Source organism: Aureimonas sp. AU22 (assembly GCF_001463745.1).
In the GTDB taxonomy this organism is placed as follows: Bacteria; Pseudomonadota; Alphaproteobacteria; order Rhizobiales; family Rhizobiaceae; genus Aureimonas.
The window spans coordinates 15,836-40,943 of sequence record NZ_BBWJ01000047.1 but is presented as its reverse complement, the minus strand read 5'-3'; the positions used below and the strand labels follow the sequence as shown (position 1 = coordinate 40,943).

28 protein-coding genes and 1 tRNA gene are annotated in these 25,108 nt (G+C 66.1%); 10 read left to right on the top strand and 19 right to left on the bottom strand.

Annotated features, from left to right (window positions below; genetic code table 11):
• Positions 1-51: 51 nt before the first annotated feature.
• The 4 genes from AUL34_RS17630 (at position 52) to AUL34_RS17615 (ending at position 3,129) form a co-directional block, all read left to right on the top strand.
• Positions 52-939, top strand: a complete 888-nt coding sequence (locus AUL34_RS17630; protein WP_061936614.1) for a F0F1 ATP synthase subunit gamma — start codon at positions 52-54, stop codon at positions 937-939.
• A gap of 108 nt (positions 940-1,047) precedes the next feature.
• Positions 1,048-2,499 carry a F0F1 ATP synthase subunit beta gene (atpD, locus tag AUL34_RS17625; RefSeq protein ID WP_061936611.1) on the top strand — a complete coding sequence of 484 codons (1,452 nt, stop codon included), beginning with the start codon at positions 1,048-1,050 and terminating at the stop codon, positions 2,497-2,499.
• A 5-nt stretch (positions 2,500-2,504) separates the two neighbouring features.
• Positions 2,505-2,732, top strand: a complete 228-nt coding sequence (locus AUL34_RS17620; protein WP_061936607.1) for a hypothetical protein — start codon at positions 2,505-2,507, stop codon at positions 2,730-2,732.
• Positions 2,725-3,129, top strand: coding sequence for a F0F1 ATP synthase subunit epsilon (locus AUL34_RS17615; protein WP_061936604.1), 405 nt, complete (start codon positions 2,725-2,727; stop codon positions 3,127-3,129). The genes AUL34_RS17620 and AUL34_RS17615 overlap by 8 nt, the downstream gene beginning before the upstream one ends.
• Before the next feature lie 82 nt (positions 3,130-3,211).
• Here the strand turns inward: AUL34_RS17615 and AUL34_RS17610 are convergent, their stop codons facing one another.
• From AUL34_RS17610 to rplU, 15 genes are all read right to left on the bottom strand, one after another.
• Positions 3,212-3,733, bottom strand: a complete 522-nt coding sequence (locus AUL34_RS17610; RefSeq protein WP_061936600.1) for a GNAT family N-acetyltransferase — start codon at positions 3,731-3,733, stop codon at positions 3,212-3,214.
• Positions 3,730-4,245 (bottom strand): RNA pyrophosphohydrolase, encoded by a 516-nt coding sequence (locus AUL34_RS17605; protein ID WP_061936597.1) that lies wholly within the window; start codon positions 4,243-4,245, stop codon positions 3,730-3,732. The genes AUL34_RS17610 and AUL34_RS17605 overlap by 4 nt, the downstream gene beginning before the upstream one ends.
• 82 nt (positions 4,246-4,327) lie before the next feature.
• Entirely contained in the window at positions 4,328-5,500 is a 1,173-nt protein-coding gene (locus AUL34_RS17600; RefSeq protein WP_061936594.1) for a divergent polysaccharide deacetylase family protein, read from the bottom strand.
• 94 nt (positions 5,501-5,594) lie between these two features.
• Entirely contained in the window at positions 5,595-6,941 is a 1,347-nt protein-coding gene (locus AUL34_RS17595) for a S41 family peptidase (RefSeq protein WP_061936591.1), read from the bottom strand.
• On the bottom strand, positions 6,931-8,376 hold the full coding sequence (locus tag AUL34_RS17590; protein WP_156420980.1) for a murein hydrolase activator EnvC: 1,446 nt from the start codon (positions 8,374-8,376) through the stop codon (positions 6,931-6,933). Before AUL34_RS17590 ends, AUL34_RS17595 begins: the two co-directional genes overlap by 11 nt.
• Before the next feature lie 215 nt (positions 8,377-8,591).
• Positions 8,592-9,074 carry a 23S rRNA (pseudouridine(1915)-N(3))-methyltransferase RlmH gene (gene rlmH / locus AUL34_RS17585; protein WP_061936585.1) on the bottom strand — a complete coding sequence of 161 codons (483 nt, stop codon included), beginning with the start codon at positions 9,072-9,074 and terminating at the stop codon, positions 8,592-8,594.
• A 32-nt stretch (positions 9,075-9,106) separates the two neighbouring features.
• Positions 9,107-9,439, bottom strand: a complete 333-nt coding sequence (rsfS, locus tag AUL34_RS17580) for a ribosome silencing factor (protein WP_061936801.1) — start codon at positions 9,437-9,439, stop codon at positions 9,107-9,109.
• 152 nt (positions 9,440-9,591) lie between these two features.
• Entirely contained in the window at positions 9,592-10,185 is a 594-nt protein-coding gene (locus AUL34_RS17575) for a nicotinate-nucleotide adenylyltransferase (RefSeq protein WP_061936798.1), read from the bottom strand.
• 41 nt (positions 10,186-10,226) lie between these two features.
• On the bottom strand, positions 10,227-11,501 hold the full coding sequence (locus AUL34_RS17570; protein WP_061936581.1) for a glutamate-5-semialdehyde dehydrogenase: 1,275 nt from the start codon (positions 11,499-11,501) through the stop codon (positions 10,227-10,229).
• Positions 11,491-12,642 (bottom strand): glutamate 5-kinase, encoded by a 1,152-nt coding sequence (gene proB, locus AUL34_RS17565; protein ID WP_061936576.1) that lies wholly within the window; start codon positions 12,640-12,642, stop codon positions 11,491-11,493. The genes AUL34_RS17570 and proB overlap by 11 nt, the downstream gene beginning before the upstream one ends.
• Positions 12,639-13,706, bottom strand: coding sequence for a GTPase ObgE (gene obgE, locus AUL34_RS17560; RefSeq protein ID WP_061936573.1), 1,068 nt, complete (start codon positions 13,704-13,706; stop codon positions 12,639-12,641). Before obgE ends, proB begins: the two co-directional genes overlap by 4 nt.
• Before the next feature lie 93 nt (positions 13,707-13,799).
• Positions 13,800-14,390: a DUF3833 family protein gene (locus AUL34_RS17555; protein ID WP_192845779.1), complete on the bottom strand. Its 591-nt coding sequence runs from the start codon at positions 14,388-14,390 to the stop codon at positions 13,800-13,802.
• Entirely contained in the window at positions 14,354-14,935 is a 582-nt protein-coding gene (locus AUL34_RS17550) for a GNAT family N-acetyltransferase (protein ID WP_061936568.1), read from the bottom strand. The genes AUL34_RS17555 and AUL34_RS17550 overlap by 37 nt, the downstream gene beginning before the upstream one ends.
• 124 nt (positions 14,936-15,059) lie before the next feature.
• Positions 15,060-15,329 carry a 50S ribosomal protein L27 gene (gene rpmA, locus AUL34_RS17545; RefSeq protein WP_061936565.1) on the bottom strand — a complete coding sequence of 90 codons (270 nt, stop codon included), beginning with the start codon at positions 15,327-15,329 and terminating at the stop codon, positions 15,060-15,062.
• A gap of 114 nt (positions 15,330-15,443) precedes the next feature.
• A complete protein-coding gene (gene rplU / locus AUL34_RS17540; RefSeq protein WP_061936562.1) occupies positions 15,444-15,920 on the bottom strand; it encodes a 50S ribosomal protein L21 in 477 nt (158 codons plus the stop codon).
• Between the two features lie 319 nt (positions 15,921-16,239).
• On the opposite strand from rplU, the gene AUL34_RS17535 reads away from it, so the two are divergent.
• Both AUL34_RS17535 and AUL34_RS17530 read left to right on the top strand, forming a co-directional pair.
• A tRNA-Ser gene (locus AUL34_RS17535) sits at positions 16,240-16,329 on the top strand.
• 1,118 nt (positions 16,330-17,447) lie between these two features.
• Entirely contained in the window at positions 17,448-18,512 is a 1,065-nt protein-coding gene (locus AUL34_RS17530) for a class I SAM-dependent methyltransferase (protein WP_061936559.1), read from the top strand.
• Here the strand turns inward: AUL34_RS17530 and AUL34_RS22910 are convergent.
• From AUL34_RS22910 to AUL34_RS17520, 3 genes are all read right to left on the bottom strand, one after another.
• On the bottom strand, positions 18,484-18,795 hold the full coding sequence (locus AUL34_RS22910) for a phytochelatin synthase family protein (RefSeq protein WP_244492627.1): 312 nt from the start codon (positions 18,793-18,795) through the stop codon (positions 18,484-18,486). The two genes, AUL34_RS17530 and AUL34_RS22910, sit on opposite strands and share 29 nt — an antisense overlap.
• Positions 18,796-19,011: 216 nt before the next feature.
• A complete protein-coding gene (locus tag AUL34_RS22905) occupies positions 19,012-19,185 on the bottom strand; it encodes a hypothetical protein (protein WP_244492626.1) in 174 nt (57 codons plus the stop codon).
• A 172-nt stretch (positions 19,186-19,357) separates the two neighbouring features.
• Complete coding sequence (locus AUL34_RS17520) at positions 19,358-19,699, bottom strand: DUF4242 domain-containing protein (RefSeq protein ID WP_244492625.1); 342 nt, start codon at positions 19,697-19,699, stop codon at positions 19,358-19,360.
• A gap of 1,308 nt (positions 19,700-21,007) precedes the next feature.
• Between AUL34_RS17520 and speD the strand changes: the two genes are divergently transcribed.
• From speD to AUL34_RS17500, 4 genes are read left to right on the top strand one after another with little or no spacing between them, the layout of a single operon-like run.
• Positions 21,008-21,472, top strand: a complete 465-nt coding sequence (speD, locus tag AUL34_RS17515) for an adenosylmethionine decarboxylase (RefSeq protein WP_192845778.1) — start codon at positions 21,008-21,010, stop codon at positions 21,470-21,472.
• A complete protein-coding gene (locus AUL34_RS17510) occupies positions 21,444-22,574 on the top strand; it encodes a fused MFS/spermidine synthase (protein WP_370539061.1) in 1,131 nt (376 codons plus the stop codon). The genes speD and AUL34_RS17510 overlap by 29 nt, the downstream gene beginning before the upstream one ends.
• A gap of 44 nt (positions 22,575-22,618) precedes the next feature.
• A complete protein-coding gene (locus tag AUL34_RS17505) occupies positions 22,619-23,422 on the top strand; it encodes a hypothetical protein (RefSeq protein ID WP_061936551.1) in 804 nt (267 codons plus the stop codon).
• A 14-nt stretch (positions 23,423-23,436) separates the two neighbouring features.
• Positions 23,437-23,790, top strand: coding sequence for a hypothetical protein (locus tag AUL34_RS17500; protein WP_061936549.1), 354 nt, complete (start codon positions 23,437-23,439; stop codon positions 23,788-23,790).
• 440 nt (positions 23,791-24,230) lie between these two features.
• Here AUL34_RS17500 and AUL34_RS17495 read toward each other — a convergent pair whose 3' ends face one another.
• Positions 24,231-25,052 carry a metallophosphoesterase family protein gene (locus tag AUL34_RS17495; RefSeq protein WP_061936546.1) on the bottom strand — a complete coding sequence of 274 codons (822 nt, stop codon included), beginning with the start codon at positions 25,050-25,052 and terminating at the stop codon, positions 24,231-24,233.
• Between the last annotated feature and the right edge of the window lie 56 nt (positions 25,053-25,108).

The window sequence follows — 25,108 nt, the reverse complement described above, 5'->3', positions numbered from 1 at the left end:
GATCGCGGCTCGCACTAACGGCTTCGGCCGCCCAGGAGACTGACCCGACAGATGGCTTCGCTCAAGGATCTGCGAAACCGCATCGCCTCGGTCAAGGCGACGCAGAAGATCACCAAGGCCATGCAGATGGTCGCGGCGGCCAAGCTCCGTCGCGCCCAGGATGCGGCCGAGGCGGCTCGCCCCTATTCCGAGCGCATGGCATCGGTTCTGGCCAACATCGCGGGCGCCATGGAGGACGGGGAGGCCCTGCCTCTGATGGCCGGCACCGGCAAGGACGACGTGCATCTGCTCGTCGTCTTCACCTCCGACCGGGGCCTGTGCGGCGGCTTCAACTCGCAGATCGTGCGTCTGGTGCGCGAGCACATCCGTCGCCTCGAGGCGACGGGCAAGACCGTCAAGATCATCTCGGTCGGCAAGAAGGGCACCGACCTGATGCGTCGTGACTACGGCGATCGCATCGTGGCCCGCCTCGACCACGGCGGCGCGCGCACGATCGGCTTCTCCGCCGCCGAGACGGTCGCCGACAAGGTCACCGACATGTTCGAGGCCGGCGAGTTCGACGTGGCCACGATCTTCTACTCGGCCTTCGTGAACGTCATCACGCAGGTCCCGACGGCACAGCGGATCATTCCCGCCGAGGTGCCGAAGGTCGAGGAGGCCACGACGCAGGCCGGCGGCGCGTCCGCGCTCTACGAGTACGAGCCGAACCCGGAGGAGATCCTCGCCGATCTCATCCCGCGCAACATCAAGATCCAGCTCTTCCGCGCGCTCCTCGAGAACGGGGCGTCCGAGCAGGGCGCCCGGATGAGCGCGATGGACAACGCCACGCGCAACGCCGGCGACATGATCAACAAGCTCTCGATCTCCTACAACCGTCAGCGCCAGGCGCAGATCACGACGGAACTGATCGAGATCATCGCGGGCGCCGAGGCGCTCTGAGGATTTTCGGCAGCGCGGCCCTTCCGGGCGGCGCGCCACAGGACGACATGATGGGCGTTGAGAGGCGGGGCCGCCGGACGCGCCGGACACTTTCGAGAGGACACTCGCATGGCTGACACTCTGGATATGAACGGCCGCCGCGGCCGGGTCTCGCAGGTCATCGGCGCCGTCGTCGACGTGCAGTTCGACGATCACCTGCCGGAGATCCTGAACGCGCTGGAGACCGACAACAACGGCAACCGGCTCGTGCTCGAGGTCGCCCAGCACCTCGGCGAGAACACCGTGCGCACCATCGCGATGGACCTCACCGAGGGCCTCGTGCGAGGCCAGCTCGTCACCGACACCGGCACCCCGATCCAGGTTCCGGTCGGCGACGGCACGCTCGGCCGCATCATGAACGTCATCGGCGAGCCGATCGACGAGATCGGCCCGATCCAGTACGAGACCAAGCGCGGCATCCACCAGCCGGCTCCCCCGTATGTCGACCAGAACCCCGAGTCGCAGATCCTCGTCACCGGCATCAAGGTCATCGATCTCCTGGCGCCCTACGCGCGCGGCGGCAAGGTCGGCCTGTTCGGCGGCGCCGGCGTCGGCAAGACCGTTCTGATCCAGGAACTGATCAACAACGTCGCGAAGGCGCACGGCGGCTACTCCGTCTTCGCCGGCGTCGGCGAGCGCACCCGCGAGGGCAACGATCTCTACCACGAGATGATCGAGTCCGGCGTGAACAAGGACCCGCACGAGAACGGCGGCTCCACCGCCGGCTCCAAGGCCGCCCTCGTCTACGGCCAGATGAACGAGCCCCCGGGCGCCCGCGCCCGCGTCGCGCTGACCGGCCTCACCATCGCGGAGAACTTCCGCGACCAGGGCCAGGACGTGCTCTTCTTCGTCGACAACATCTTCCGCTTCACGCAGGCCGGTGCCGAGGTGTCGGCGCTTCTCGGCCGTATCCCGTCGGCGGTGGGCTATCAGCCGACTCTGGCGACCGACATGGGCGCCATGCAGGAGCGCATCACCACGACGCACAAGGGCTCGATCACCTCGGTTCAGGCGATCTACGTGCCCGCCGACGATCTGACCGATCCGGCGCCGGCGACTTCGTTCGCCCACCTCGACGCCCGCACGGTTCTCAACCGCGCGATCTCCGAGAAGGGCATCTACCCCGCCGTCGATCCGCTGGACTCCACCTCGCGCATGCTGTCGCCGCTGATCGTCGGCGAGGAGCACTATGCGGTGGCCAACCAGGTCCAGCAGATCCTGCAGAAGTACAAGTCGCTGCAGGACATCATCGCGATCCTGGGCATGGACGAGCTGTCGGAAGACGACAAGCTCACCGTGGCCCGCGCCCGCAAGGTCGAGCGCTTCCTCAGCCAGCCCTTCTTCGTGGCCGAGGTGTTCACCGGTGCGCCGGGCCAGCTCGTTCCGCTCGAAGACACGATCCGCTCGTTCAAGGGTCTCGTCGAGGGCGAGTTCGACCACCTGCCGGAAGCCGCCTTCTACATGGTCGGTTCGATCGACATGGCGATCGAGAAGGCCCAGAAGATGGCCGCGCAGGCCTGACGGTGATGGACGCGTCCGAAACCCTCAAGGTGGAGGACGCGGTCAACACGACGTGCCCATGGTCGGGACAACCGATCTCGGCCGACGCGTTGACCCTCTATCGCGAACGGGTGGTCGGGTTCTGCAATCCCGGCTGCCGCGACAAATTCGAGATCGCGGTTCGACATTTCGACACCGCGCTTCAGGCCGAGCTCCATTTGGGGAGCCGAGCAAGGCAGGCGGATCGTGGCTGAGAGCTTCAAGTTCGAACTGGTATCTCCGGAGCGTCTGCTCCTGTCCGAACAGGTGTCGGCCGTCGTCGCTCCCGGCAGCGAAGGCTATTTCACCGCGATGCCCGGCCACGCGCCGCTGATGACCACGCTGAAGCCCGGTGTCGTGCACGCGACGCTCGCGAGCGGCTCCGAGCGCCGCATCTTCGTGCACGGCGGTTTCGCCGACATCAACCCCGAAGGTTTCACGCTGCTCGCCGAGCATGCGGTGCCGGTCGAAGAGATCGACGTCGCCGATCTCGATCAGCAGATCCGCAACACCGAAGAGGACGTTGCAGACGCGACCGATGCCACCGTGCGTTCGCGCGCGGAGCGGCGCCTTGCCGATCTTCGCAATGCCAAGGAAGCGCTCGGTCTCTGATCGCGCTCCGTCGGCGAACCCTGACAGCGAAAGGCCCGGGTGCAGCAGCATCCGGGCCTTTCTCGTTTCGAAGGCTCGTCGCCTAGTCCTGTTCGTCGCCGGGGGTGAACGCCTCGGGATAGACGAGCACACCGGACCAGCCGTCGAGGGCGCCGGGCACAAGCTCCAAGGCCTGAAAGTTCGGCCCCGCCCAAGGCACGACGGCGCCTTTGGCGAGTTGGGCGCGAAAGCCGAGGCGGCCGTAGAAGCCGGGCTCTCCAAGCACGAAGACGGAGCGCCAGCCGCGCTCGCGAGCAAGATCCAGCCCGAATCGAACCAGTCTCGCACCGATCCCTTCGCCCTGCCGGTCCGGCACGACGGCGACGGGACCCAAAGCCAGGGCGCGATCGGCGCCCTCCAGGGCCGTGAACAGGGCATGCGCGACGAAGTAGTCTCCATCGACCGCAACGACCGAGATCACGTCGTGCCCGGCGGAGATGATCGCGTGGGGCAGGCGAGCTTCCTCGTCGCGGCCAAATGCCGAAGCGTGGATCGTCTCGACGAACAGCAACTCGCTGTGCGCCATCTCGCGGATCACGAGGCGCCGCTTGTCCGCGCTGGTCATCGTGCGGCTTCCAGGTGCCGGAAGGCAGCGATCACCTCGTCGTAGACACCGCGCTTGAAGGGCACGATGAGGTCCAGAACCTCGTCCATGGACATCCAGGCCCACTCGCTGAACTCGGCCGGGTGATCGCCCGGCGGCGGATCGATCTGCACCTCGCTGTCCTCGCCTTCGAAGCGGAAGGCGAACCACTTCTGCATCTGGCCGCGAAAGCGCCCCTTCAGGGCGATGCCGACGAGCTCGGGCGGAAGGTCGTAGCGGATCCAGCCGTCGGTGGTGCCGAGCAGCGAGACGGATCGGATGCCCGTTTCCTCGTAGAGCTCGCGCTTGGCCGCCACGAGCGCATCCTCGCCTTCGTCGATCCCGCCCTGCGGCATCTGCCAGAGCTGCGAGGCACCGTCCATCTCGCCCTTCGGCTCGGCGATGCGGCGTCCGACGAAAACCTTGCCATCGGCATTCAGCACCAGGATGCCGACGCAGGGACGGTAGGGAAGCGAATCGTGGGACGTGGACATGCGGACTCCGAAGTTCTTTCGCAAATGCTAACGCATTCGCCGCCTCGGAGAAACGCCGCCACCGTCATTTGCTGCCGCTAGGTCAGCTGCGCGCCTCCGGATCGAAGGCCAGCGCCGACACCGGAACGACCTCGATGCCCCGCGCCGCTGCCTCCGCGACCCAGCGCTTGATGCCGTCGATCGAGGCATCGAAGGCGCTGGCGGTACCGATCGCCGTACCCTTCGCACGTGCGATGCGCTCGAGCACGTCGAGCTGGCGCACGATGGCGTCCGGCTCGCGTTCGGCGTCGATTACGAGGTCGGCGGAGGCGAAGGGCGTGCCGTTGGCCAGGGCCACGTCGCGCGCCTCGGAGCGCAGCGAAGTGCCGTCGTCGAGATAGAGGAGACCGCGCTTCGAAAGCTCGCCCAGGAAGGGCTGCAGCGCGGACGGGTCGGCGTTGAGCCGCGCGCCCATGTAGTTCATGACGCCGACATAGTTGGTGATCCGTCCCATCGACCAGTGCAGGTCGTCGAGCCGTCCGGCGGCGGCATCGGCGACCCGCAGCGTATGCGGTCCAGCGGAGACGTCGGGAAAGCCGAAGGGCTCCATCGGCGCCTGCAGCAGGATCTCGTGACCGCTGCGTCGCCCCGCCTGCAGCCAGCGGTCGAGGCTGTTGCCCTCGGCCGCGAAGGCCAGGGTGACGCCGGGGGGGAGTTCCTCGACCGCGCGCATCGAGCCGCTCTGGCTGACGCCGAGACCGCCGACCACGATGGCGATGCGCGTGCCCCCGTTACTTGACGAGGCGCCGGCATAGACGTCGAGGGGGCGACGCCCGTCGGTGCCGCGCACGGGCAGCGGACCGAAATCCGTCGCTTCCAGGAGCGCCTGTTCCGGCAGGTGGGAAAAGGCTGCCGGCTGGCGCAGCGAGCCGGGCTCCAGAACGCGGATCGATCCGGTCATCGGATTGGCGTCGTCGACGAGCGGTCGCTGCCCCTCGGCGTCGGAGATGGTGAAGCCGCCGCCCGGCTCCATGCGCAGGACGTTGGGCTGGCGCACGGTCGGCTCGGCCACCTTTTCCGCCACCGTTTCGGCAATCTCGACGGAGGAGGGCGGGGTCGGAGCGAAGCCCGGTTGCGTCAGGGCGGTGAAGGCCGACCCGGCGGCGACCAGCGCCAAGGCGCAGGCCGCACCGACCCGGGCCCCGTGCGATCGTCGGGGCGGCCCGGCGACGGGGGCGAGGGTCTGGCCGAGGGGGCGGTAGAGCTCTTCACGCATACGTCCTTCATAGGACGCAAGACTGGATCGGAGCTTTGGCCAAACGAAAAGGCCCCGGCGTTTCCGCCGGGGCCTCCGATCTCGTCGGCGCCGATCAGTTGGCCGCCGAGGCTGTGTCCTGCTTCGGCGGGAAGGCCGCGTTGGTCTTCACGCCGCGCAGAAGGTCGTAGGCGTATTGCAGCTGAAGGTCGTCCTTGGCCTCCGGCGGCACGTAGTCGAGCGAGCCGGAGCCCTCTTCGTCTTCCTCGGCGCCCTTGATGTGGCCGCGCAGCGACGCTTCGCCCACCTTGAGGTCCTCGTCGGCCTTCAGGCCCATCTGCGCCTTGATCTCCTCGGGCAGGGGCTGATCGACCTCGATGTCCGGCCGGATGCCGCGGCCCTGGATCGAGGAGCCGGACGGCGTGTAGTAGAGGGCCGTGGTCAGGCGCAGCGCGCCGTTGGCGCCCAGCGGGATGATGGTCTGGACGGAACCCTTGCCGAAGGAGCGCGAGCCGACGACCGTTCCGCGCTTCTGGTCCTGCAGGGCGCCGGCGACGATCTCCGACGCCGAGGCCGAACCACCGTTGACGAGCACCACGAGCGGCTTGCCGTCGATGTCGTCGCCCGAACGGGCGTTGTAGCGCCGGGTTTCCTCGGCGTTGCGGCCGCGGGTCGAGACGATCTCGCCGTTCTGGAGGAAGGCGTCGGAAACGCTGACGGCCTCGTCGAGCAGCCCGCCCGGATTGCGGCGCAGGTCCAGGACGTAGCCCTTGAGCTTGTCGGCCGGGATCTTGGACTTGATGTCGGCGATCGCCTCCTCCATGCCGGAGGTGGTCTGTTCGTTGAAGCGCAGGAGCTTGATGTAGCCGACGTCGTTCTCGACCGTATGGCGTACGGACGGAACCTTGATCTCGGCGCGCTCGATCTTGAGCCGCACGGGCTGGGCCGCCCCTTCGCGGATAATCGTCAGATCGACCGAGGTGCCGATCTCGCCCTTCATCTTCTCGACCGCCTCGGCGAGGGACAGGCCGCGCACCTGCTCGCCGTTGATCTCGGCGATCATGTCGCCCGCCAGGACGCCGGCCTTGTCGGCCGGGGTGCCGTCGAAGGGCGAGATGACCTTGACCAGCTCGTTCTCCATCGTGACCTCGATGCCGAGGCCGCCGAACTCGCCGCGCGTCTCCGTGCGCATGTCCGCCGTTTCCTTGGCGTTCATGTAGCTCGAGTGCGGGTCGAGCGAGGTCAGCATGCCGTTGATGGCGGTCTCGATCAGCTTCTGGTCGTCGGGAACGTCGACGTACTGCGCGCGCACGCGCTCGAACACGTCTCCGAAGATGGCGAGCTGGCGATAGGTGTCCGACCCGGCTGCATTGGCGACGCCTGCGTGCGGTCCGACGAAGGCCGTCATCGCGGTGGCACCCAGAAGCGCTCCCGCGAAGAGAATGGAGAGCTTACGTATCATTCCTCGTCCTTCCAGATGATCCATCCGCCCACCAAGGGTTCGGATCGACCGGTTTCCCGTCCTTACGAAATTCCACGTAGAGCGAGGGTTCGGCATTCGACACGTCCGCTTCCGCCGCACTTGCGATCCGCAGAGCCCCCATTGCCGCCAGGGGCTCTCCGGCGAGGACGAACTGTCCCACCGCAACATCGATCCGGCTCATGCCGGCCAACACGATATGATAGCCACCGCCCGCATTCAGGATCAAGAGTTGCCCGTAAGAGCGGAACGGTCCCGCATAGAGGATATGGCCTTCCGCTGGCGCCGTCACCAGATCCCCGGCCCGCGCAGCCAGGAGGATTCCCGACGACGGCCGCCCGAGATCGTCCTTCTGCCCGAAGCCGCGGACAAGGGTCCCGGATACGGGCGTGACGAGGCTCTTCTTCAATGTCGAAAATGGGGCGGTGGGCTCCAGTTTCGTCATTTCCTTGCGCAGCGCGGCAACGTCGTAGGTGCGGGGCGGCTCCTCGGCGGACGGCGCGTGCGCCATTCGCCCTTCCGTCCCGGTCGGAGCAGCCTCTGCGGCCTCGCTCGCCACGCGCTGGCGCTCCGCTTCCGCCTCGGCTGCGATACGTTGCCGCTGGGCCTCGTCCTGGCGGGCGCGCTCGGCTTCCGTCTCCAGCGAGGCGATCAGGTCCTGCAGCGTGGTCGCCTGCGTGGCGAGTTCGGCGGCGCGACGGTTTTCCTCGCCGATCCGTCCGCGGCCCTCGGCCTCGAGCTTCTGCTTCTCGGTGAACAGGCGTTCGAGCCTCGCCGCCTCCTCCTCGCCCTGGCGACGGGCGTCGGCGAGCCGGGTGCGTTCTCCCTCCAGCGCCTGGCGGATCGTGGTGAGACGGGTGAGGTCCGCCACGAGGCGTTCGGTCTCGCTGCGCATCTCCGGCACCACCGCGCCGAGGAGAATGGCGCTCCGCACGGAGCCGAGCGCGTCGCCCGGCTTCACGAGAAGGGCGGGCGGCGGCGCGCGGCCCATGCGCTCCAGCGCGGCCAGCACTTCGGCGAGGACACCGCGCCGCTCGCGAAGCGAGGCCTTGACCCCCGTCTCCTGACCGACGAGCGACTCCAGCCGCCCCTCGGACGCCGTGATCTCGGCAGAGATGCGCTTCTGCTCGGCCGCCGCCGAGATGGTCGCCTCGCGGATGCGGTCGCGGTCCGACGCGAGGGCGGCCATCTCCGCGTCGAGACGCTGCGTCAGTTCCTTCGAGCGGCGCAATTCCGAGGTGATGCGGTCGAGTTCCGCCTGGGTGCCGGCCTGGCGGGCGGCGAGCGCCGCGGCGCTGGGCACGGTGTCGTCCTTTGACGACCGCGCGCCGTCCGGCGCGGAGAGGGCCGCAGTGGCGGCCGACAGCGCGAGGAGGAGCGCCAACCCCGCCACGCCCGTTCCGGCTCCTCGCCGCATGGCCCCCAACCTGATGTGCAACCGGTATCCTCGTCCCGCGACGCGCTCCATCGCCGAGACCGTAGCGGCAGGACCTTAAGATTTCATCAACCATGCGGGATCGGCCCGCGTCGGTGCTGGCGATCTCGCAGGCGAAACGGGCGAGGTTGCGGCGTCCCGCGGCCAAGTGGCTAATTTCCATGGCGATGTTGCAGCGTTGCACCGGAAGCGATGCGTCACGACCGGTGGTAGGGATGGCCGGACAGGATCGTGGTCGCGCGGTAGAGCTGCTCGGCCAGCAGGATGCGAACGATCTGGTGCGGCAGCGTGAGGCGGCCGAACGCGACCGCCTTATGGGCGCGCTCGCGCAGTTCGGGCAGGAGGCCGTCCGGCCCGCCGATCACGAAGGCGAGGTCGCGCGTGCCTTCGTCGCGAAACCGTGCGATCTCCCCTGAGAACTCGGGCGAACTCGGCGTGCGACCGGTCTCGTCGAGGACGAGGAATGCGGCGTTGCCGGGCAGGGCGGCTTCGATGCGAGCCGCTTCGTCGCGCTTGCGCTCCGCCACCGTGCTCTGCCGGGCTTCCGCGAGCTCGACCACGCCGCCCCATTCAAGACCGAGCGGCGCCCCACTCTTGCGCAGGCGGTCGATGTATCGCGCAGCCAGTTCCTGTTCGGGGCCGGCCTTCATGCGACCGACCGCGACGATCCAGAGCTTCACGCCTCAGACCGCCCGGGCGAACCGATGCCGGATCACCGTCCGGCCGCCTCGCCGGTATCCACGATGCTCCACATCTTCTCGATGTTGTAGAAGGAGCGGACCTCGGGACGGAAGATGTGGACGATGATGTCGCCCGCGTCGATCAGGACCCAGTCGCCGTTCTGCAGGCCTTCGACCTTGGGATTGCCGTGCCCGGCTTCCTTCAGGTCGCGGATCAGATGGTCGGCGACGGCGGAGACGTGTCGGTTCGACCGGCCGGACGCGATGACCATGTGGTCGGCGAGGGCGGACTTGGTCCTCAGGTCGATCGCGACGACCTCTTCCGCCTTGGAGTCGTCCAGGCTCGAGGTCACGAGGTCGATCATCGGACGCGCGGTGGGCGTCGTATCGCGCCCGGGCGCAAGGGTTTCGACGTCGTCGTTCAATGCAGCGGGGATCAGCTAACTGCTCCTTTCGAGCGTTGGGGTGGAGCTTCACTTCCACCTTTCAAGTAAAGTGGCAAGGATCGATGACCCTTTCAAGACGAGCGGGGTGCCGTCTCCCGTAGGCGTGTGGACGACAGAGTGGAGCGTCGTCCGTGCAGAAAGGTCCAGGCCGGCGGATCGAGCCCCGGCAGGAGGCGTGCGTCCGCTTCCGGCAGGCGACCGGATGCGAGCGCGCGCGCGGCCGGCGACGACAGGGGTGCGAGCGTCGCGCCCGGCCTGTCCACCACCGCAAGCGGCAGCCGGGCGGCGATCTCGCGCCAGGACTGCCAGCGGTGGAAGGTCGCCAGGTTGTCGGCGCCCATGACCCAAACGAAGCGCGCCGTCGGCCGGTGGGTCAGCACGAGGTCCACCATGTCGGCCGTGTAGCGGATATGGTGGGACGCCTCGAAGGCGGTGACCACGATGCGCCGGTCCTCGGCGAGCCGGCGGCACAGGGCGAGACGCTCCGCCAGCGGGGCCGGGGGGCGGCCCGCCTTCAGCGGATTGCCGGGGCTGACGATCCACCACAACCGGTCGAGACGCAGGCGGCGTAGCGCCGTCTCGGCGACAAGGAGATGGCCTTCGTGCGGGGGGTCGAACGAACCGCCGAAAAGGCCGACCCGCAGACCGGCGGGCGCCGGGGGCATTCTCAGATCGTCGGGGCTCGGCGCCTGCGGCGTGTCGATCTTCAAGGCCGAAGCTGGCCCGTGCCGGAAACGCGGTAGTTGAAGCTGGTCAACTGCTCGACGCCGACCGGACCGCGCGCGTGCATCTTGCCTGTCGCAATGCCGATCTCGCCGCCGAAACCGAACTCGCCGCCGTCGGCGAACTGGGTGGAGGCGTTGTGGAGAAGGATCGCCGAATCGACCGCGTTGAAGAAGCGCTCGGCGGCCGCCGCATCCTGCGTCACGATCGCCTCCGTGTGGCCGGAGGAAAATCGCGCAATGTGGGCGATCGCGCCCTCGACGCCATCGACGATGTCGACCGAAATGATCGCATCGAGATACTCGGTGCGGAAATCCTCCTTGCTCGCCGCGTTTGCCTGCGGGTAGATCGCGCGCACGGCGTCGCTGCCGCGCACCTCGCAACCGTTGGCCACCAGCGCGTCGAGGATCGGGGCGAGGTGTGTTCCGGCGACGTCCCGGTCCACCAAAAGCGTCTCGGCCGAGCCGCAGATGCCGGTGCGCCGCATCTTGGAGTTCAGCGTCACGGCAACGGCCATGTCGAGCGCGGCCGCCTTGTCGACATAGACGTGGCAGAGCCCCTCGAGATGGGCGAAGACCGGCACGCGCGCGTCGCGCTGCACCCGCTCCACCAGCGAGCGGCCGCCGCGCGGCACGATCACGTCGATCGCGCCGCCAAGACCCGCCAGCATCTCGCCGACCGCCGCACGGTCGGACACGGGCACGATCTGGATCGCGTCCGCCGGCAGCCCGGCCGCCCCGAGGCCCTTCGCGAGAGCCGCGTGGATCGCGCGCGAGGACTCGGCGGAGTCGGAGCCGCCGCGCAGGATCACCGCATTGCCCGCCTTCAGGCAGAGCGCGCCGGCGTCGGCCGTGACGTTCGGGCGGCTTTCGTAGATCACGCCGATCGTGCCGATGGGGGTGCGCACACGCCGGATCGTCAGCCCGTTGGGGCGCGTCCACGCTTCCGTCACCGCGCCGACCGGATCGGGGAGGGCGGCGATGTCGCGGAGCGCCGCGGCGATCGCGGCGATCCGTCCCTCGTCGAGCGTCAGCCGGTCCACGAAGGACGCCGCCATGCCGGCCACCGTCGCGCGAGCGACATCCGCGGCGTTGGCGGCGAGGATGCCGGGGACGGCGGCTTCCACCGCATCGGCCATGGCGCGAAGCGCCGCGTCCTTGGTCGCGCCCGGTGTCTGGGCGAGGATGCGGGCGGCCGCCTTGGCGCGCGCGCCAATGTCGGCCATCAGAGCGGGGAGGTCGGAAACCTTATCCAGCATCGCGCAGCATCCCTTCATCCTGCCAGTTGCGGCCGACCACGAGGTCGTCGCGGTGGATCATCGCGGCGCGCACCCCTTGGCCGAGCCGTTCCTCGATCTTGGCCGACCGCAGCCCTGCGATCAGGCGCGCATCGCTCGCGTCGTAGGAGACGAGACCGCGCGCGACTTCCGAGCCCGCCTCGTCCAGCACCAGGATCGTATCGCCGCGCCGGAAGTCGCCGTCCACGCGCTTCACGCCAGCCGGCAGAAGGCTCTTGCCCGCGTGCAGCGCCTGCACCGCGCCGGCGTCCACATGCAGCCGCCCGGAGGCGTTGAGATGGCCGGCGATCCAGCGCTTGCGCGACTTGACGGGATCGGCCGCCGCGAGAAACAACGTCGCGCGTTCGCCTCGGCGCACGGCATCGAGCGGATGGAGCCGCTGTCCGGAGGTGATGATCATGGCAGCGCCTGCGCCGGTCGCGATCTTGCCGGCGTCGATCTTGGTCTTCATGCCGCCGCGCGAAAACTGCGAGGCGGCTCCCCCCGCCATCGCCTCGATCTGCGGCGTGATCGCCTCCACCAGCGGAATATGCGCCGCGTTCGGGTCCTGCGCCGGCGGTGCGGTGTAGAGCCCGTCGATGTCCGACAGAAGAACCAGAAGGTCGGCCGACATCATGGCGGCGACGCGCGCGGCGAGCCGGTCGTTGTCGCCGTAGCGGATCTCGGTGGTCGCCACCGTGTCGTTCTCGTTGATCACCGGTACCGCGCCGAAGCCGATCAACGTGCCGACGGTCGCGCGCGCGTTGAGATAGCGCCGCCGCTCCTCCGTGTCGCCGAGGGTCAGGAGGATCTGCCCGGCCTCGATCCCGTGGCGCCCTAGTGCCTCGCTATAGGCGCGGGCGAGCGCGATCTGCCCCACGGCCGCGGCCGCCTGGCTCTCCTCCAGCTTGAGGGGCCCGCGCGAGAGCTTGAGGATCGACCGACCGAGTGCGATCGCGCCGGACGAGACGAGGAGAACCTCGCGCCCCTCGGCGTGGAGGCGCGCGACGTCGCTCGTCAACGTGTCCAGCCACTCGCGGCGCAGCCCCGTATCCGGATCGACCAGCAGTGCGGAGCCGATCTTGACGACGATCCGACGAAACGAAGCCAGCGCGTCGCTCATCCGCGCCAGTCCTCTTCGGCGAGGGATCCGCCGAAGCGTTTGGCGTCCTCGGCCTGCTGCTCGGCCGCGTCGTCCGAGAGCCCGTCGATCTCGCGCCGCAACCGGCGCAGGATGTCGGGCAGCCCGTGCCGCGTCACGGCCGAGAGCACGAGCGGCTTGGTCCCGCTGGCTTCGGCGAGCGCGTCCAGCTTGTCGCGACGGGTCTCGTCGTCCACCGTATCGGCTTGGCTGAGGGCAACGATCTCGGGCTTCTCGACCAGGCCCTCGTCGTAGAGTTCCAGTTCGCGCCGCACGGTCGTGTAGGCGGTGGCGACGTCCTCTTCGACGGCCGACACGAGATGCAGAAGCACGCGCGTTCGCTCGACATGGCCGAGGAAGCGATCGCCGATGCCGACCCCCTCGTGCGCACCCTCGATCAGGCCGGGAATGTCGGCGATGACGAACTCGTGCCCGTCCACCGTCGCGACGCCGAGATTGGGGTGAAGCGTTGTGAACGGGTAGTCGGCGATCTTCGGCCGCGCAGCCGTGACGCTCGCGAGGAACGTCGACTTGCCGGCATTGGGAAGGCCCACGACGCCGGCATCGGCGATCAGCTTCAGCTGAAGCCAGATCGTCAGCTCCTCGCCTTCGAGGCCCGGGTTGGCGCGATAGGGCGCCCGGTTGATCGAGGACTTGAACTGCCAGTTGCCGAAGCCGCCGTTGCCACCGGCCGCGACGCGGAACACCTGGCCGATCTCGGTGAGGTCGGCGAGCAGCGTCTCCTCGTCCTCGGCGAAGACCTGCGTGCCGACCGGCACCTTCAGCGTCACGTCCGTGCCCTTGCCGCCGGTGCGGTTGCGGCCCATGCCATGCATGCCCGTCTTGGCGCGGTAGTGTTGCTGGTAGCGGTAGTCGATCAGCGTGTTGAGGCCGGAGACGGCCTCGATGAACACATCGCCGCCACGCCCGCCGTCGCCACCGTCCGGCCCGCCGAACTCGATGAACTTCTCGCGGCGGAAGGACACCGCGCCGGCGCCCCCGTCGCCCGAGCGCACATAGACCTTGACCTTGTCGAGAAACTTCATCGTCCTGTCCTGAATGCCTTTTCGGCCGTCGTCGTCGAATCTTGCAGTCTGTTTAGCGCCTCATGTGCGCCGGTGGAACTCGAACGCTCGGGCTCAAGGGTCCGAAACGTGGGGCTCGAGCGCCTCTGTGCTCTTGCTGAAGGTGACGCGGGCCCTTGCCAGCGGCAGCCCGAAGCGCGAGACGCGCACCCGGTTCGCGACCGTGCCGCCGGCGCGTGGGCTCATCTCATGGCGGAAGTCGAGCGCGAACCGGCCGCCGCCCGGCGCGATCCCGCGATAGGTCAGCACCGCCCCTTGAGGCCCGCTCGTGCCGGAAACGGGGAAGGGGCCCTGGAGCCTCCCGTCGCCGTCCTCGGTCCGCACCGTGCCGCTCACCCGGCCGCCGCGTTCCTCGAGGTGCCAGCGCTGCAGTCGCTCGCCGTCCTCGAAGCGGAACCGTTCGTCGAGGTCGATCACCGCGCCGGACGACCTGCCCTCGAAGCGCGCGGTGAACTGCTCGGAGAACAGCCCGAGCGTGCGGACCTCCCCCACGCTGACGCTCCTTCCGGCGAAGAACGATCGGAGCGTGAACGCGTCGGCCATGGACGTCGATCCGCTCGCCAGGACGACGATGACGGCAAGCGCCGTTCGTGAGAGGCGGCTCGCCCTCATCGGGGTGTCGACCAGTTCTTCAGCGACTGCCATGTGCGCCGGTCCATCCGATACGTCTCGCTGGCCACCCGGCCGGCGGCGAGCGACGTCGACATGCCGGTCCCGACATAGCCGAAGCCGCATTTCTGGATCACTCGACGCGAGCCCGTGTTGATGACCCGGCAGCGGACCTCGATCGCGGAGAGCTCCAGCACCGCGAAGCCGTAGTCGATCGCCGCCTGCGCCGCCTCCGTCGCATAGCCGCGGCCCCAATGCGGACGTCCGATCCAGTAGCCGAGTTCCGCGGTCCCCGGCGCACCGGCCGCCTCGAGGCTGCACAGGCCGAGAAAGGCGCCGTCGCCCTGCGCGGTGATGGCGACGATCAGTTCGTCCTCCGCCTGGCAGAGGAACGTGCGCGCGTCGTTCAACCCGTAGGGATGGGGAATGCGCGACGTCATCTGCGCGACCTGCAGGTCGTTGGCGAAGGCGGCGATGGCCGGCGCATCCTCGAGCCGAGCCTGTCGCAGGACGAGGCGACGGGTCGTCAGCCGACATTCGTCGTCGCTATCGGATTCCAGGCAACTGTCTTCGCATGTCATCGGACCCCTCCGGGAATGCAAAACGGGGAGATGGCGACCCATCCCCCCGGTTCTCATTCCTCGTCCGACGGTTTCGTCGTTCAGAGGCCGGGTCGATGGGACGCCGGCGCTCTCAAGCAACCGGTCACTCGGCGGCTTCGGCTTTCGGCATGACGGACACGTAGGTTCGGCCCTGCGCCTTCTTCTGGAAGAGGACGGTGCCCTCGGCGACCGCGAACAGGGTGTGGTCGCGGCCGATGCCGACGTTCACGCCCGGATGCCAGCGCGTGCCGCGCTGACGCACCAGAATGTTGCCCGAAATGACCTGCTCGCCACCGAACTTCTTCACGCCAAGGCGCTTGGACTCGGAATCGCGACCGTTGCGGGAGGAACCGCCAGCTTTTTTGTGTGCCATGTTTCAGTCTCCTGATCGTCTGGGGCGCCCGGGGCCGCGAGGCACCGCACGAGCGCTATGGAACTATCTTTCAAGGAACGCGACGGAAGCGATAACGCTCCTGCCCGTCGTATCTCAGGCCCCTTCGCCTTCGGCCTTCTTCTTGGCGGCGCGCGGCTTCTTGGCCGGTGCCGCCTCGTCGGTGCTGGCTTCCGGGGCGGGCTTGGCCTCCGCGGCCTTCTTCGGCGAAGCGTCCGACGCTTCGGCGGCGGCCGGGGTCTCGACCTTGGCCTTGGCGGACGGCTGCTGACCGTCGGTCAGGATCTCGGCGATGCGGATCAGCGTCAGATCCTGGCGATGACCGCGGGTGCGCTTGGAGTTCTGGCGACGACGCTTCTTGAAGGAGATGACCTTCGGGCCGCGCGTCTGCTCGACGATCTCGCCGACCACGGTGGCGCCGGCCACGAAGGGCGCGCCGATCGTGGAGCCGACCATCAGAACCTCGGAGAACGACACGCTGTCGCCGGCGGCACCCGGAAGGCGCTCGATCTCGAACTGGTCGTTGGCGACGACGCGATACTGCTTGCCGCCGGTCTTGATCACTGCGAACATAATTGGCCTCTTGGGATCGGCTCTCGAACGCGAAACAGCGTCACGGGCCGTCTTCTTGTGTTTCTTCGAACGACGTCGCAAACCTTCCGTCCTAGCCGAAAGGGCGCAAGGACAGGGTGGGCGACGCGCGTTGCCTATCCCCGCCAAGGCGAAACGTCAAGGGACGCGGTCGTCCCCGCCGGCGTTTTCGAAGTGTCACAAGCCCGTCGATTGCCCCTTGTCGGAAGGGGGGAGGGTTTGCTAGAGAGCCCTCGCGCCGCAGGGCGCCGACCACGCTTATCGAGCTTATGCTTCATCGATCCCCGGATCGACCTCGGACGGAGAGGTGGCAGAGTGGTTGAATGCACCGCACTCGAAATGCGGCATACTCGCAAGGGTATCGGGGGTTCAAATCCCTCCCTCTCCGCCAAAGACCCATCCAACCCGCTGTAATCGTTGGCGTGTTCAGCACATCAAGTCTTTCGTAATCGCTCGGTGGTACACACGGGTGGTACACAAGATAGCCCTGACGATGGCTCGACCCTGGAAGCACCCGAAGACCAGCGTTTACTAGCTACGCAAACGTATGTCCCCCCATCTGATCGCCGTCGTCGGCCGTTCCGTTGAGAAGATGACGCTCGGTATGAAGGACGTTGCCCAAGCTCGGAAGCTGCACGCGGAAGCCCTGTTCGCGGTCGAGGCGCGCTGGCGGAACCTCGGGGGTCGAACTGTTCTAGGCGACGCCCCGCGAAATCGCGGCGGTCGCTGGCGAGTTCTAGCGGCTGATGGTGCGTGACGCCCAGCGAGGCCTGTATTCCCCGTTCTACGCGCCGACGCTGCATGCCAACGCCAACGCCAACGCCTTCGTCGATGGCCCAGCAACGTCGACGTACAACGGGATTTCCGGCGGGCGTTCGGCTCGACGATCGATGCCTGGTCAGTCTGGGCCTGACCATTGATCTGGCCTACGTCGCCGCGCTGGATCTCGGCATCGCCTGCACCGTCCGCGATGCGCAGGCAAAGTCGGTCGAGATCCTCTTCAACGGCGATGCCTCGCCGGACCGGGCGGCAGCTCGGCACCCTCTCCTCTCCGACGCGCGTCCGGTAGAGCGTCGGGTCACTCGAGAGCCTGGCGAAGCGTTGCGGATCGAGGTTCGGTTCGCTGCCTGCGCCAAGGCGACGAAGCGCCGTTTCGACGAGGAAGCGTTAGGGGCAGGCGCTGGGGCGTCTACCGGAACGGCTGGGTCACGACGATCTACGTCGAGTGACGTCCGAGGACGTCAACATAACGTTCGAGCCTCAGAAGCAGGGGGATCGTGCGGATGTTCGCTCCGCGCCAGCGCTATCAAGGAACGGTGCCACGCATCGGGCGGCTGTCGGAGGTGTCAACTATCCAAAGTGAGACCTCCTCATGCGGAAGGCAGTGACCGCGGCTGTGACATCCTTCGATAGGAGTATGCGGACACCCGAGAAAGGTATGTCCGGCGCGGCCGAAAACTGGCGACGTCGTGGTAGGATGACGCCCCCAAGCCGCGGGAGGTGACTTCGATGGCACAGCTCAGCGAGGACAGGCTGAACACCTTCGTGGGCAAGATGCTTGCGGATCTCGGAGGGGCGGCCAGCGTCCCTACCGTGCGGATCGGTATACGGCTTGGTCTGTTCGACACCCTGCACAGGACCGGAGCGGCCACGGCGGAGGAACTCGCGGAACGTGCCGGAGGGCTTGCCCCGCGATATGTTCGCGAATGGGCCCTGGCGCAGGCGGCGAACGGTTATATCGATTACGATTCGGAGAGCGAGCATTTCGAGCTGTCGCCCGAACAGGCGATGGTCTTTGCGATCGAGGACAGCCCCGTCTATCTCGCCGGCGCCTTCGATCTCGTAGCCGCCATGATCGAGGGCGAGCCCAAGGTGGAACACTCGATGCGCACCGGCGGCGGCGTGCGCTGGGGAGACTCTGCGGGCTGCCTGTTCTGCGCGACGGGCGCCTTCTTCCGCCCCGGCTATGTGAACAACATCGTCCAGAACTGGCTTCCCGCCCTCGACGGCATTACGGCAAGACTTCGGTCCGGCGGCAAAGTCGCCGATGTCGGCTGCGGCGTCGGGTTCTCAACACTGCTGATGGCGAAGGCCTTCCCGACGAGCGAGTTCATCGGCTTCGACTTCCACGAGCCTTCGATCGCAGAAGCCCGCCGCCATGCACGGGACCACGGCATGGGCGATCGCGTACGCTTCGAGATCGCCAAGGCCAAGGAGATCGAGGAGGGCGACTTCGACTTGATCACCTTCTTCGACTGCCTGCACGACATGGGCGACCCGCGCGGCTGCGCCCGTCACATGCGCGAGATCCTGAAGAGTGACGGGTCATGGATGATCGTCGAGCCCGCCTCGGCGGACAGACCAAAGGACAACATGAACCCCGTCGGACGTCTCTACTACAACGCCTCCACCATGATCTGCGTGCCGACCTCGCTCGATCAGGAAGTGGGCGAGGGGTTGGGAGCACAGGCTGGAGAGACCAAGCTCACCGAGGTGATCCGTGACGGCGGCTTCCGCCACGTGCGCCGCGCCTTCACCGGCCCCTTCAACATGGTGCTCGAAGCGCGGGCATGACAAGCCGAAGCCGCTTTCGGCGGCGGGGCGTCGCTCGTCCCGACCGCTGACCTCGCTCGATCCGCAGCAATCCGCGCTTCTTGCCGCCGTCGAGGGTGTCCATGGCTTCGAACAGACGGCGCGTCTCGATGAGCCACGGTCCGAACTTCGCGTTCACGTCGAGGACGAAGACGAGGTCCTGGGCCTCCAGATAGCCCACCACCGGCGAGATGGGCCCGCAGCCTGCCCCGAAGATCGGCTCGCGGCCGACGTTCACGACGTAGCGCCGCCGCGGATCGTTCATGTCCCTCAGGGTCTACCGGAAGGATTCCGGCGTCAGATCCTGCAGCATTTCCACTTTTCGGCGTGAATGCGAACCTGCAAGGCGCGCCACCTCGTCCAAGGTGAGCCCGAGCGGGCCGATGCCGAACCAGCAACCATTGACGCGGTCCAGAAGCTCGCTCTCGGTGTCGGCCTCCTCATCGAGCGACCGCAGGACGTTGGCAAGGCTCGTCGGTCCTCAGAGCGAGCCGTCCGACTGCCAGTCGGCGCGATGCTCGAACGTCCGGGCGACCGGAAGCGCCCAGGTCCGCTGGAGAAGGTGTCCGGAACGCGTGACGGCGGTGCGAATGGCCTCGTCCGGGACTTGCGACCGACCGATGTAGATCGCGGTGGCAGCAAGGAGGCCGAACACCGTCGATGCGGCAAAAAAGAAGCGTCCTCCTCATAGCCCGGTCCTTCTCTTCGGAAGGCCCGTCGACGGTTTCTCTCTTGTCACACAGCCCCCGTACGAACGCCGGCAGCCGGGTCTTCTACCGCCGGAACCGAACGGAAGCCCGTTCGCGCTTACGCGCTGCCGCTGCAGATCACTCCGCAGTCGTCGGGTCGATCGTCGCACGAACCTCGGCGATCGTGTTTGCAGGAAATCCGGCCTTTTCCGCATGCTGGCGGATCAAGGCTTCGCTCGGCGCGCGGTAGATGCAGTAAATCTTGTCGTCGGCGACGTAGCTGTTGACCCACTGGATGTCCGGCCCGAGTTCACGCAGGACCTTGCAGGAGGTCTGCGACGCTTCTCGAAGGTCGCCCGCCCCGAGTTTCCCGACGCCCGGCATTTCTCGCTCGATGACGAATTGAGGCATGGCCCTCGTCCTTTCGGCAAAAGAAGAGGGCAGCATGGGCGCCATCAACGGGTAAGTCACGATGTCCATTCGAACAATTCCGATCCATCAACTCACCCAGCCGGCGTCCGTTCAGGCGAGAAGGTGATCGTCCCGAGCATGGGCTTCGCGAACGATCGGCGGAAGCTCCCTTGGGATAGGCGGTTATGCCCCTGGGTCAGAGATCGCGCCTATGCCTCCAGCAATCGCACATTGGCGGTCTCGTCCCACGACGTCTGCTATCAGAACGCACACCGACCGAATGGAATGGCAACGAAGCGTCGAATGCGAATGGACTGCTTCCGGTTGTCCACTTCCTCAGCCCCGAAGGGCGTGGCTGGGTGGAAAGGAGACTGTCGGTAATTCAGACGGGACAAGTCTAAGCTGCCGTCCATATGGTTGCATGCGCGTTTGACTCATCGATCCACTGAAGGCTCTATGAGGTAGTAGCCAGCTCCGGCATTACGGTAGCGAACTGACGCATCCTCGCTGAAGACATCGCGCCAACCGCTTTTGATCCCTGGTTCATATCGAACTGTCCTGCCGGGAAGGCGAAATAAGTCAGCGGTTCCTTTCTCATCAATCGGTAGGAGAACATAGCTGACTGCATCGCCGTCAGGGACGCAGCTTGTGCTCTTTAGATCCACCAAAGTCGCGACTGGGGCGCCGTAGCTTTGCGAGCGCAGATACCGGACATTAGACCACCTGACGTAGGGCGATCGAGGCACGTTGGCCGCAAGACAGCGGTATTCTGGAACGGAACTCAAGCGTTCGCGGAGATCAGTCCTGTTCGTCACAGACGAGGTTAGCGTCCAAACCAAAAAAGCCATGAGCAACAAGACGCCGAAAATGCTGCGATAGACGGTGTAAGGCATGACACGACCTACGCATGGCCGGCTTAAAATTGTCTGCTTCGGGGCAGGCCCATATTGCCTTTGAGTGCCCGAGAAGGGTCGTTTGCGGAACGGCTGCTTTTCGCGCGATCACCTTGAAAGCGGACAGATCGCTTTCCGGCCGGTGACAGTCGACTTCTACCCGAGCGTGTTGGTCTGATTGGCACTGCGTCGGGCGTTAGTCAGCGACGATGGCGGAGACAGCTGTAAACGAGGCGCCTAGACCTTTTTCTTGCAAGGCATCATCCGGACTTCGCGAACTGCGTGCCAGCGACGCGTGCCAAGATAGGAGGCCATCGCTACGACGTCCTGCGCCATGAGTTCGACCTAAACGAGTTGGGATATGCGCCAACTAAAGACGTAGGTTTCGGGAAGTAGATCCTGTTCACTTTTCCGCGATCGTCTCCTAGCATCATGTCGAACAAACCCCTGGAGAGGGTCGATGCTGGCACGGGGACGATCCGGAGTGGCCGGTGAAGCGGAGTTGTCGACCCATCGACGGTTCGGTGATGGTTATGTTCCACCCCTCCCAACGTCCACGAGCCTTGGCACGGGAAACGGATCGGGCGAACTTCCAGGCCGGCATCTTCTGATCGGCATGCACGATGCCGGTGCGCTCGATGACGTGCGAGGCATCGAGGCCGCATTCCTTTCGGCCATCAACGCCGCCGGTGCGACGTTGCTGCACATGCATTTCCACGTCTTTACACCGGGCGGTGGCGTGACGGGCACGGCATCACTGGCTGAAAGCCATATGTCGATCCATACGTGGCCGGAAGCGGGTTTCGCGGCACTCGACATCTTCATGTGCGGTCTATGCGACCCCCGCAGGAGCATGCAGTCCATCTTGAATTTGCATCGTCCTCGCATCATCGACATCCGATACGTGGTCCGAGGCGCCGGTGCGGGAGTCTTGGCTCTTGAAGCTTGAGACGGACACAGCCACGGGGCACGACGGTACGGACGCGGGAGTGCCATCATCCGCCCTGTCGGTCACGCGTCCCTACGTGCTCCCGCCGCTGCCGCCCGGATGCTTCTACGTCGAGGCCGAAGAGCCAAGGCTGCTTGGTTCCGGCGGTGCATTCATCTTGGAGGATGCAGATCCGTTCGATCGTTATCAGTACCGTGCAAAGGCTATCTTGTGCTCACGACGGACAGCGTTTCAGGACGTCACGATCGCGGATACCTACAATTACGGACTTGCGCTCTTCCTGGACGGGGCGATCCAGAGCGCTGGCGACGACGAAGCCCTGTACCATGAACTCCTGGTGCAGCCCGCCATGCTGTATCATCACGATCCCCGGTCCGTTCTGATCATCGGCGGCGGCGAGGGTGCGTCGCTGCGTGAGGTTCTGGCGCACCGAAGCGTGACGCGGGCCGTCATGGTCGATCTCGACCCTGACGTGATCGAGATCTGCCGGGAGTTCCTGCCTACCTGGCAATGCGGCGCATTCGAGGATCCGCGCGCCGAACTGCGGTTCGAGGACGGGCGCGCCTTCATCGAGCAAAGCGATGAACTCTTCGACGTGGTCATCATCGACGTCGTGGACATGCTGGACGGGGGGCCAGCGCAAAGCCTCTACACCCAGCAATTCTATCGGGCGGTGAGGACGCGGTTGAGACCAGGCGGCATTCTCGTCGTCCAAGGCCTCGAGTTCACCTTCAACGACTACAAGGGGCACACGGCCCTGCGCCGAACGATTGCAACGGCGTTTTCGGAGGTTCACAGCTACCAGGTCGCCGTTCCGTCGTTCCTGGGCGTCTGGGGCTTCATCCTCGCTTCGGATCATCTCGTACCGCAGGACTGGCAGCCTTCGGTGATCGACGGGAGGATCGAGGACAGGCTTGGGCCGATATGGCTCGACCATCTGACCGGCGCATTCCTGCAGTCGACATTCCAGCACTGTAAGGAAACCGAGTTCTATCTGAACCTTCCCGGTCCGATACTGGAGGATAGGGTCGAATTCGTGCCCCCGCCCGATATCGACGAGATCGAGCCCACGGGCTCGCAGCTCCCTGCGTTCCAGCCGTGAACGCGTTTCGCCCCTCTCTTCACGACGGACCGAGTGCCTGGTCGTTGTCCTTCCTGAACCCTGACGCGGACGAGCCGTCGGATCACGGCATCCTCGTATGCCAGATGCGCTATCCCGCGCCGGCCCTGGCGCATGTCGAACGCATTCCCTTGAAGCAAAGGGCCGATCTGGACCTTGCCGGCGTCCTCGATCGGTTCCTTCTTCCCATCATCTTGCTTCCGGCCGGGAGCGGCACCTCGTTCGAAATGCAGCAGAAGGCCGATGAATGGATGTCGGGTCCTGCCATCGACGGCAGGGTGCCGTCCGTATGCGAAGTTCCCTTGCGCGGCGGGCGCCTGCGCTGGCGCGCCGATCGCGTCCTTGCCGTCGTTGGCACGGATCACGTCTGCGACGCACTGGCTGCGATCGCCTGCTTCTCCTGGTTCTCGCGGCAAGTCGCCGCGATGGAGGAAGCGCTCGACGCCGAATGGCCGCAGCTTCATGCCGATGCGTTGTTCACCGGCTCGAAGCCGCCGAACCGAACGGACCGGGATCGTCTGGCGGAACGCGCGGTGGAGATGTTCCAGCGACGGCAGCGCTTCATGTGCCTGACGATCAGCCTCGAACAGCCCGATTGTCTACAGGCTGCCCCTGCACGGCGGATCTTCCTGGAACTGGCGAACCAGGAGGACATGGTCTCGAGGCTGAAGCTCATCGACGACGCGATCGAGGTCGCCGAGGATCTGTACGAGCATGTCAACGAGCGGGTGACGGAACGCAGTTACTTCCTGCGTGGCATGGTCGCCGAGACGGCGATCCTCTTGGCCATCCTTGCCGATCTCGCAGTCTCCGTCTGGGAAGCGTTTTGAAGGGAGGATTTCGCATGCGACGCATTCTGATCGGGACGATGGTCCTCGCGACAGCATGGACCGCTTCGGCTCAGGAAAAAACCTTGTCCGGCGCTCAGATCGCGCGGGCGTTCGCGGGGCGCACGATCAGCGGCGTCGAGAACGGCGAACGTTACACGGAGCGCCTGCTGGCAAATGGCGATATCGCTGGGATAGCGGCTGACGGCCCATACGAAGGCGAATGGGAAGTCGACGGCGACGAGATATGCTTCACTTACGAGGACGAGGCAGAGGATTGCTCCAGGGTGCGCCTGAGCGGGAGCACGGTCACGTTTCTGGGCGACGGCGGCGGAAGGTTTGAACTCGGCCACCTAGGCGGGGCAGATTAGGCTGGCACGCCTAAGTGCCCATGGAAGCCAAGTCAGTGGAGCCGTACTGGCCTTTTGGACGGCCGCTGGAAAGCCCGTAGACCGCTTTCACCCATACCGAAGAGCAGGGGAGGCCGCGATACCGTGTCCGTCCATCCCATCTGCCGGGAAGCGATCGACGCCAGTTTTTCCGCCAGCGAATTGGTCCGTTATGCCCGAGCTGGAATAGCACCGACGGCCAACGAGACAATTGCCAGGATCGTGAAATGGGTGGCCGACGAACCTGCCGACTTCCTTTCCGCAACGAAGGGAAGCTGCCAGAGCATTTCCAGCGAAAGCCGGGTCGGCTTTCGCGCGCGGACAATGCGATGAACAAAGGCCCTAGAGCCCATCCGGCGAACCGATGTTCACCGGATGGGCTCTAGGGACGGGGGAAAGGCAAGACCCAGGCCGCTCTCGAATTATTCGTCGCTGAGTTGCTGGAGTTCCGCCAGATCGATGCGGCCTTCCAGGTAATCGGACTGTGCCTGTCGTGCGGTCGATGAAACCACGCGACCATGCACGATTGCCCGCAGCGCGAACTCCCTCACGACAGCACTGCGGTCCGGCTCGCCGACCGCCTGCAGGAAGCTGACGTCAGGGCCATCAATGACCGCAGCCGTCAGAATACCCGATTGGAAAGCGCCGGTGTCGATGGAGACACGGTTCGCGGTTACAACGGGCAGATCGCCGATGATCGTGTGACCGTGCACCACCCGGCGCGGCAACAGTCCGTCGTGGTCGAGGAACTCGTGCCGGATCCAGAGCAGATCCTGTTCGGCCTGCAGTTCAAGCGCTACCCCCGGCCTGATACCTGCATGCACGAAAAGATAAGTACCGTCATCGTGCGTTAGGGGGAGGGCTGCGAGGAATTCCGCATGGCGACCGAGCGTAGGATCCGACGTGCGGGCCGACTCGCGATCGAGCCCATAGCTGACGACCGTGTGCCAATACAGGATCCACGCCCAGTCCGGCAGCCCTTGGCCTGACGTGACGGCCCGGACGAACAGATCGTCGTGATTGCCGCGCAAGCAGACGAATTCGTCCTGCGAACGTTTCGGACCCTCAATCAGGCGCTCGATAACCCCACGAGAGTCTGCGCCGCGGTCGACGTAATCGCCAGTGAACACGATCTTGGCACGTGCGCTACGGGTCCCGGCGTCACTCTCGACCTTGCCGAGGAGATCTTCCAGGAGATCGAGGCGGCCGTGAATGTCCCCGATCGCATATGTGACTGTACGCATGCGTGCCGCTCTACAGACCGCCTAACCACGGTGCAACTTCAAAGAGCCTTCTACCA

Coding starts and splice junctions, on each gene's coding strand:
- AUL34_RS17630 (WP_061936614.1), top strand. CDS start 52: ATGGCTTCGCTCAAGGATCTGCGAAACCGCATCGCCTCGGTCAAGGCG.
- atpD (WP_061936611.1), top strand. CDS start 1,048: ATGGCTGACACTCTGGATATGAACGGCCGCCGCGGCCGGGTCTCGCAG.
- AUL34_RS17620 (WP_061936607.1), top strand. CDS start 2,505: ATGGACGCGTCCGAAACCCTCAAGGTGGAGGACGCGGTCAACACGACG.
- AUL34_RS17610 (WP_061936600.1), bottom strand. CDS start 3,733: ATGACCAGCGCGGACAAGCGGCGCCTCGTGATCCGCGAGATGGCGCAC.
- AUL34_RS17605 (WP_061936597.1), bottom strand. CDS start 4,245: ATGTCCACGTCCCACGATTCGCTTCCCTACCGTCCCTGCGTCGGCATC.
- AUL34_RS17600 (WP_061936594.1), bottom strand. CDS start 5,500: ATGCGTGAAGAGCTCTACCGCCCCCTCGGCCAGACCCTCGCCCCCGTC.
- AUL34_RS17595 (WP_061936591.1), bottom strand. CDS start 6,941: ATGATACGTAAGCTCTCCATTCTCTTCGCGGGAGCGCTTCTGGGTGCC.
- AUL34_RS17590 (WP_156420980.1), bottom strand. CDS start 8,376: ATGCGGCGAGGAGCCGGAACGGGCGTGGCGGGGTTGGCGCTCCTCCTC.
- rsfS (WP_061936801.1), bottom strand. CDS start 9,439: ATGATCGACCTCGTGACCTCGAGCCTGGACGACTCCAAGGCGGAAGAG.
- AUL34_RS17575 (WP_061936798.1), bottom strand. CDS start 10,185: ATGCCCCCGGCGCCCGCCGGTCTGCGGGTCGGCCTTTTCGGCGGTTCG.
- AUL34_RS17570 (WP_061936581.1), bottom strand. CDS start 11,501: ATGCTGGATAAGGTTTCCGACCTCCCCGCTCTGATGGCCGACATTGGC.
- proB (WP_061936576.1), bottom strand. CDS start 12,642: ATGAGCGACGCGCTGGCTTCGTTTCGTCGGATCGTCGTCAAGATCGGC.
- obgE (WP_061936573.1), bottom strand. CDS start 13,706: ATGAAGTTTCTCGACAAGGTCAAGGTCTATGTGCGCTCGGGCGACGGG.
- AUL34_RS17555 (WP_192845779.1), bottom strand. CDS start 14,390: ATGGCAGTCGCTGAAGAACTGGTCGACACCCCGATGAGGGCGAGCCGC.
- AUL34_RS17550 (WP_061936568.1), bottom strand. CDS start 14,935: ATGACATGCGAAGACAGTTGCCTGGAATCCGATAGCGACGACGAATGT.
- rpmA (WP_061936565.1), bottom strand. CDS start 15,329: ATGGCACACAAAAAAGCTGGCGGTTCCTCCCGCAACGGTCGCGATTCC.
- rplU (WP_061936562.1), bottom strand. CDS start 15,920: ATGTTCGCAGTGATCAAGACCGGCGGCAAGCAGTATCGCGTCGTCGCC.
- AUL34_RS17530 (WP_061936559.1), top strand. CDS start 17,448: ATGGCACAGCTCAGCGAGGACAGGCTGAACACCTTCGTGGGCAAGATG.
- AUL34_RS22910 (WP_244492627.1), bottom strand. CDS start 18,795: ATGAACGATCCGCGGCGGCGCTACGTCGTGAACGTCGGCCGCGAGCCG.
- AUL34_RS17520 (WP_244492625.1), bottom strand. CDS start 19,699: ATGGACATCGTGACTTACCCGTTGATGGCGCCCATGCTGCCCTCTTCT.
- AUL34_RS17500 (WP_061936549.1), top strand. CDS start 23,437: ATGCGACGCATTCTGATCGGGACGATGGTCCTCGCGACAGCATGGACC.
- AUL34_RS17495 (WP_061936546.1), bottom strand. CDS start 25,052: ATGCGTACAGTCACATATGCGATCGGGGACATTCACGGCCGCCTCGAT.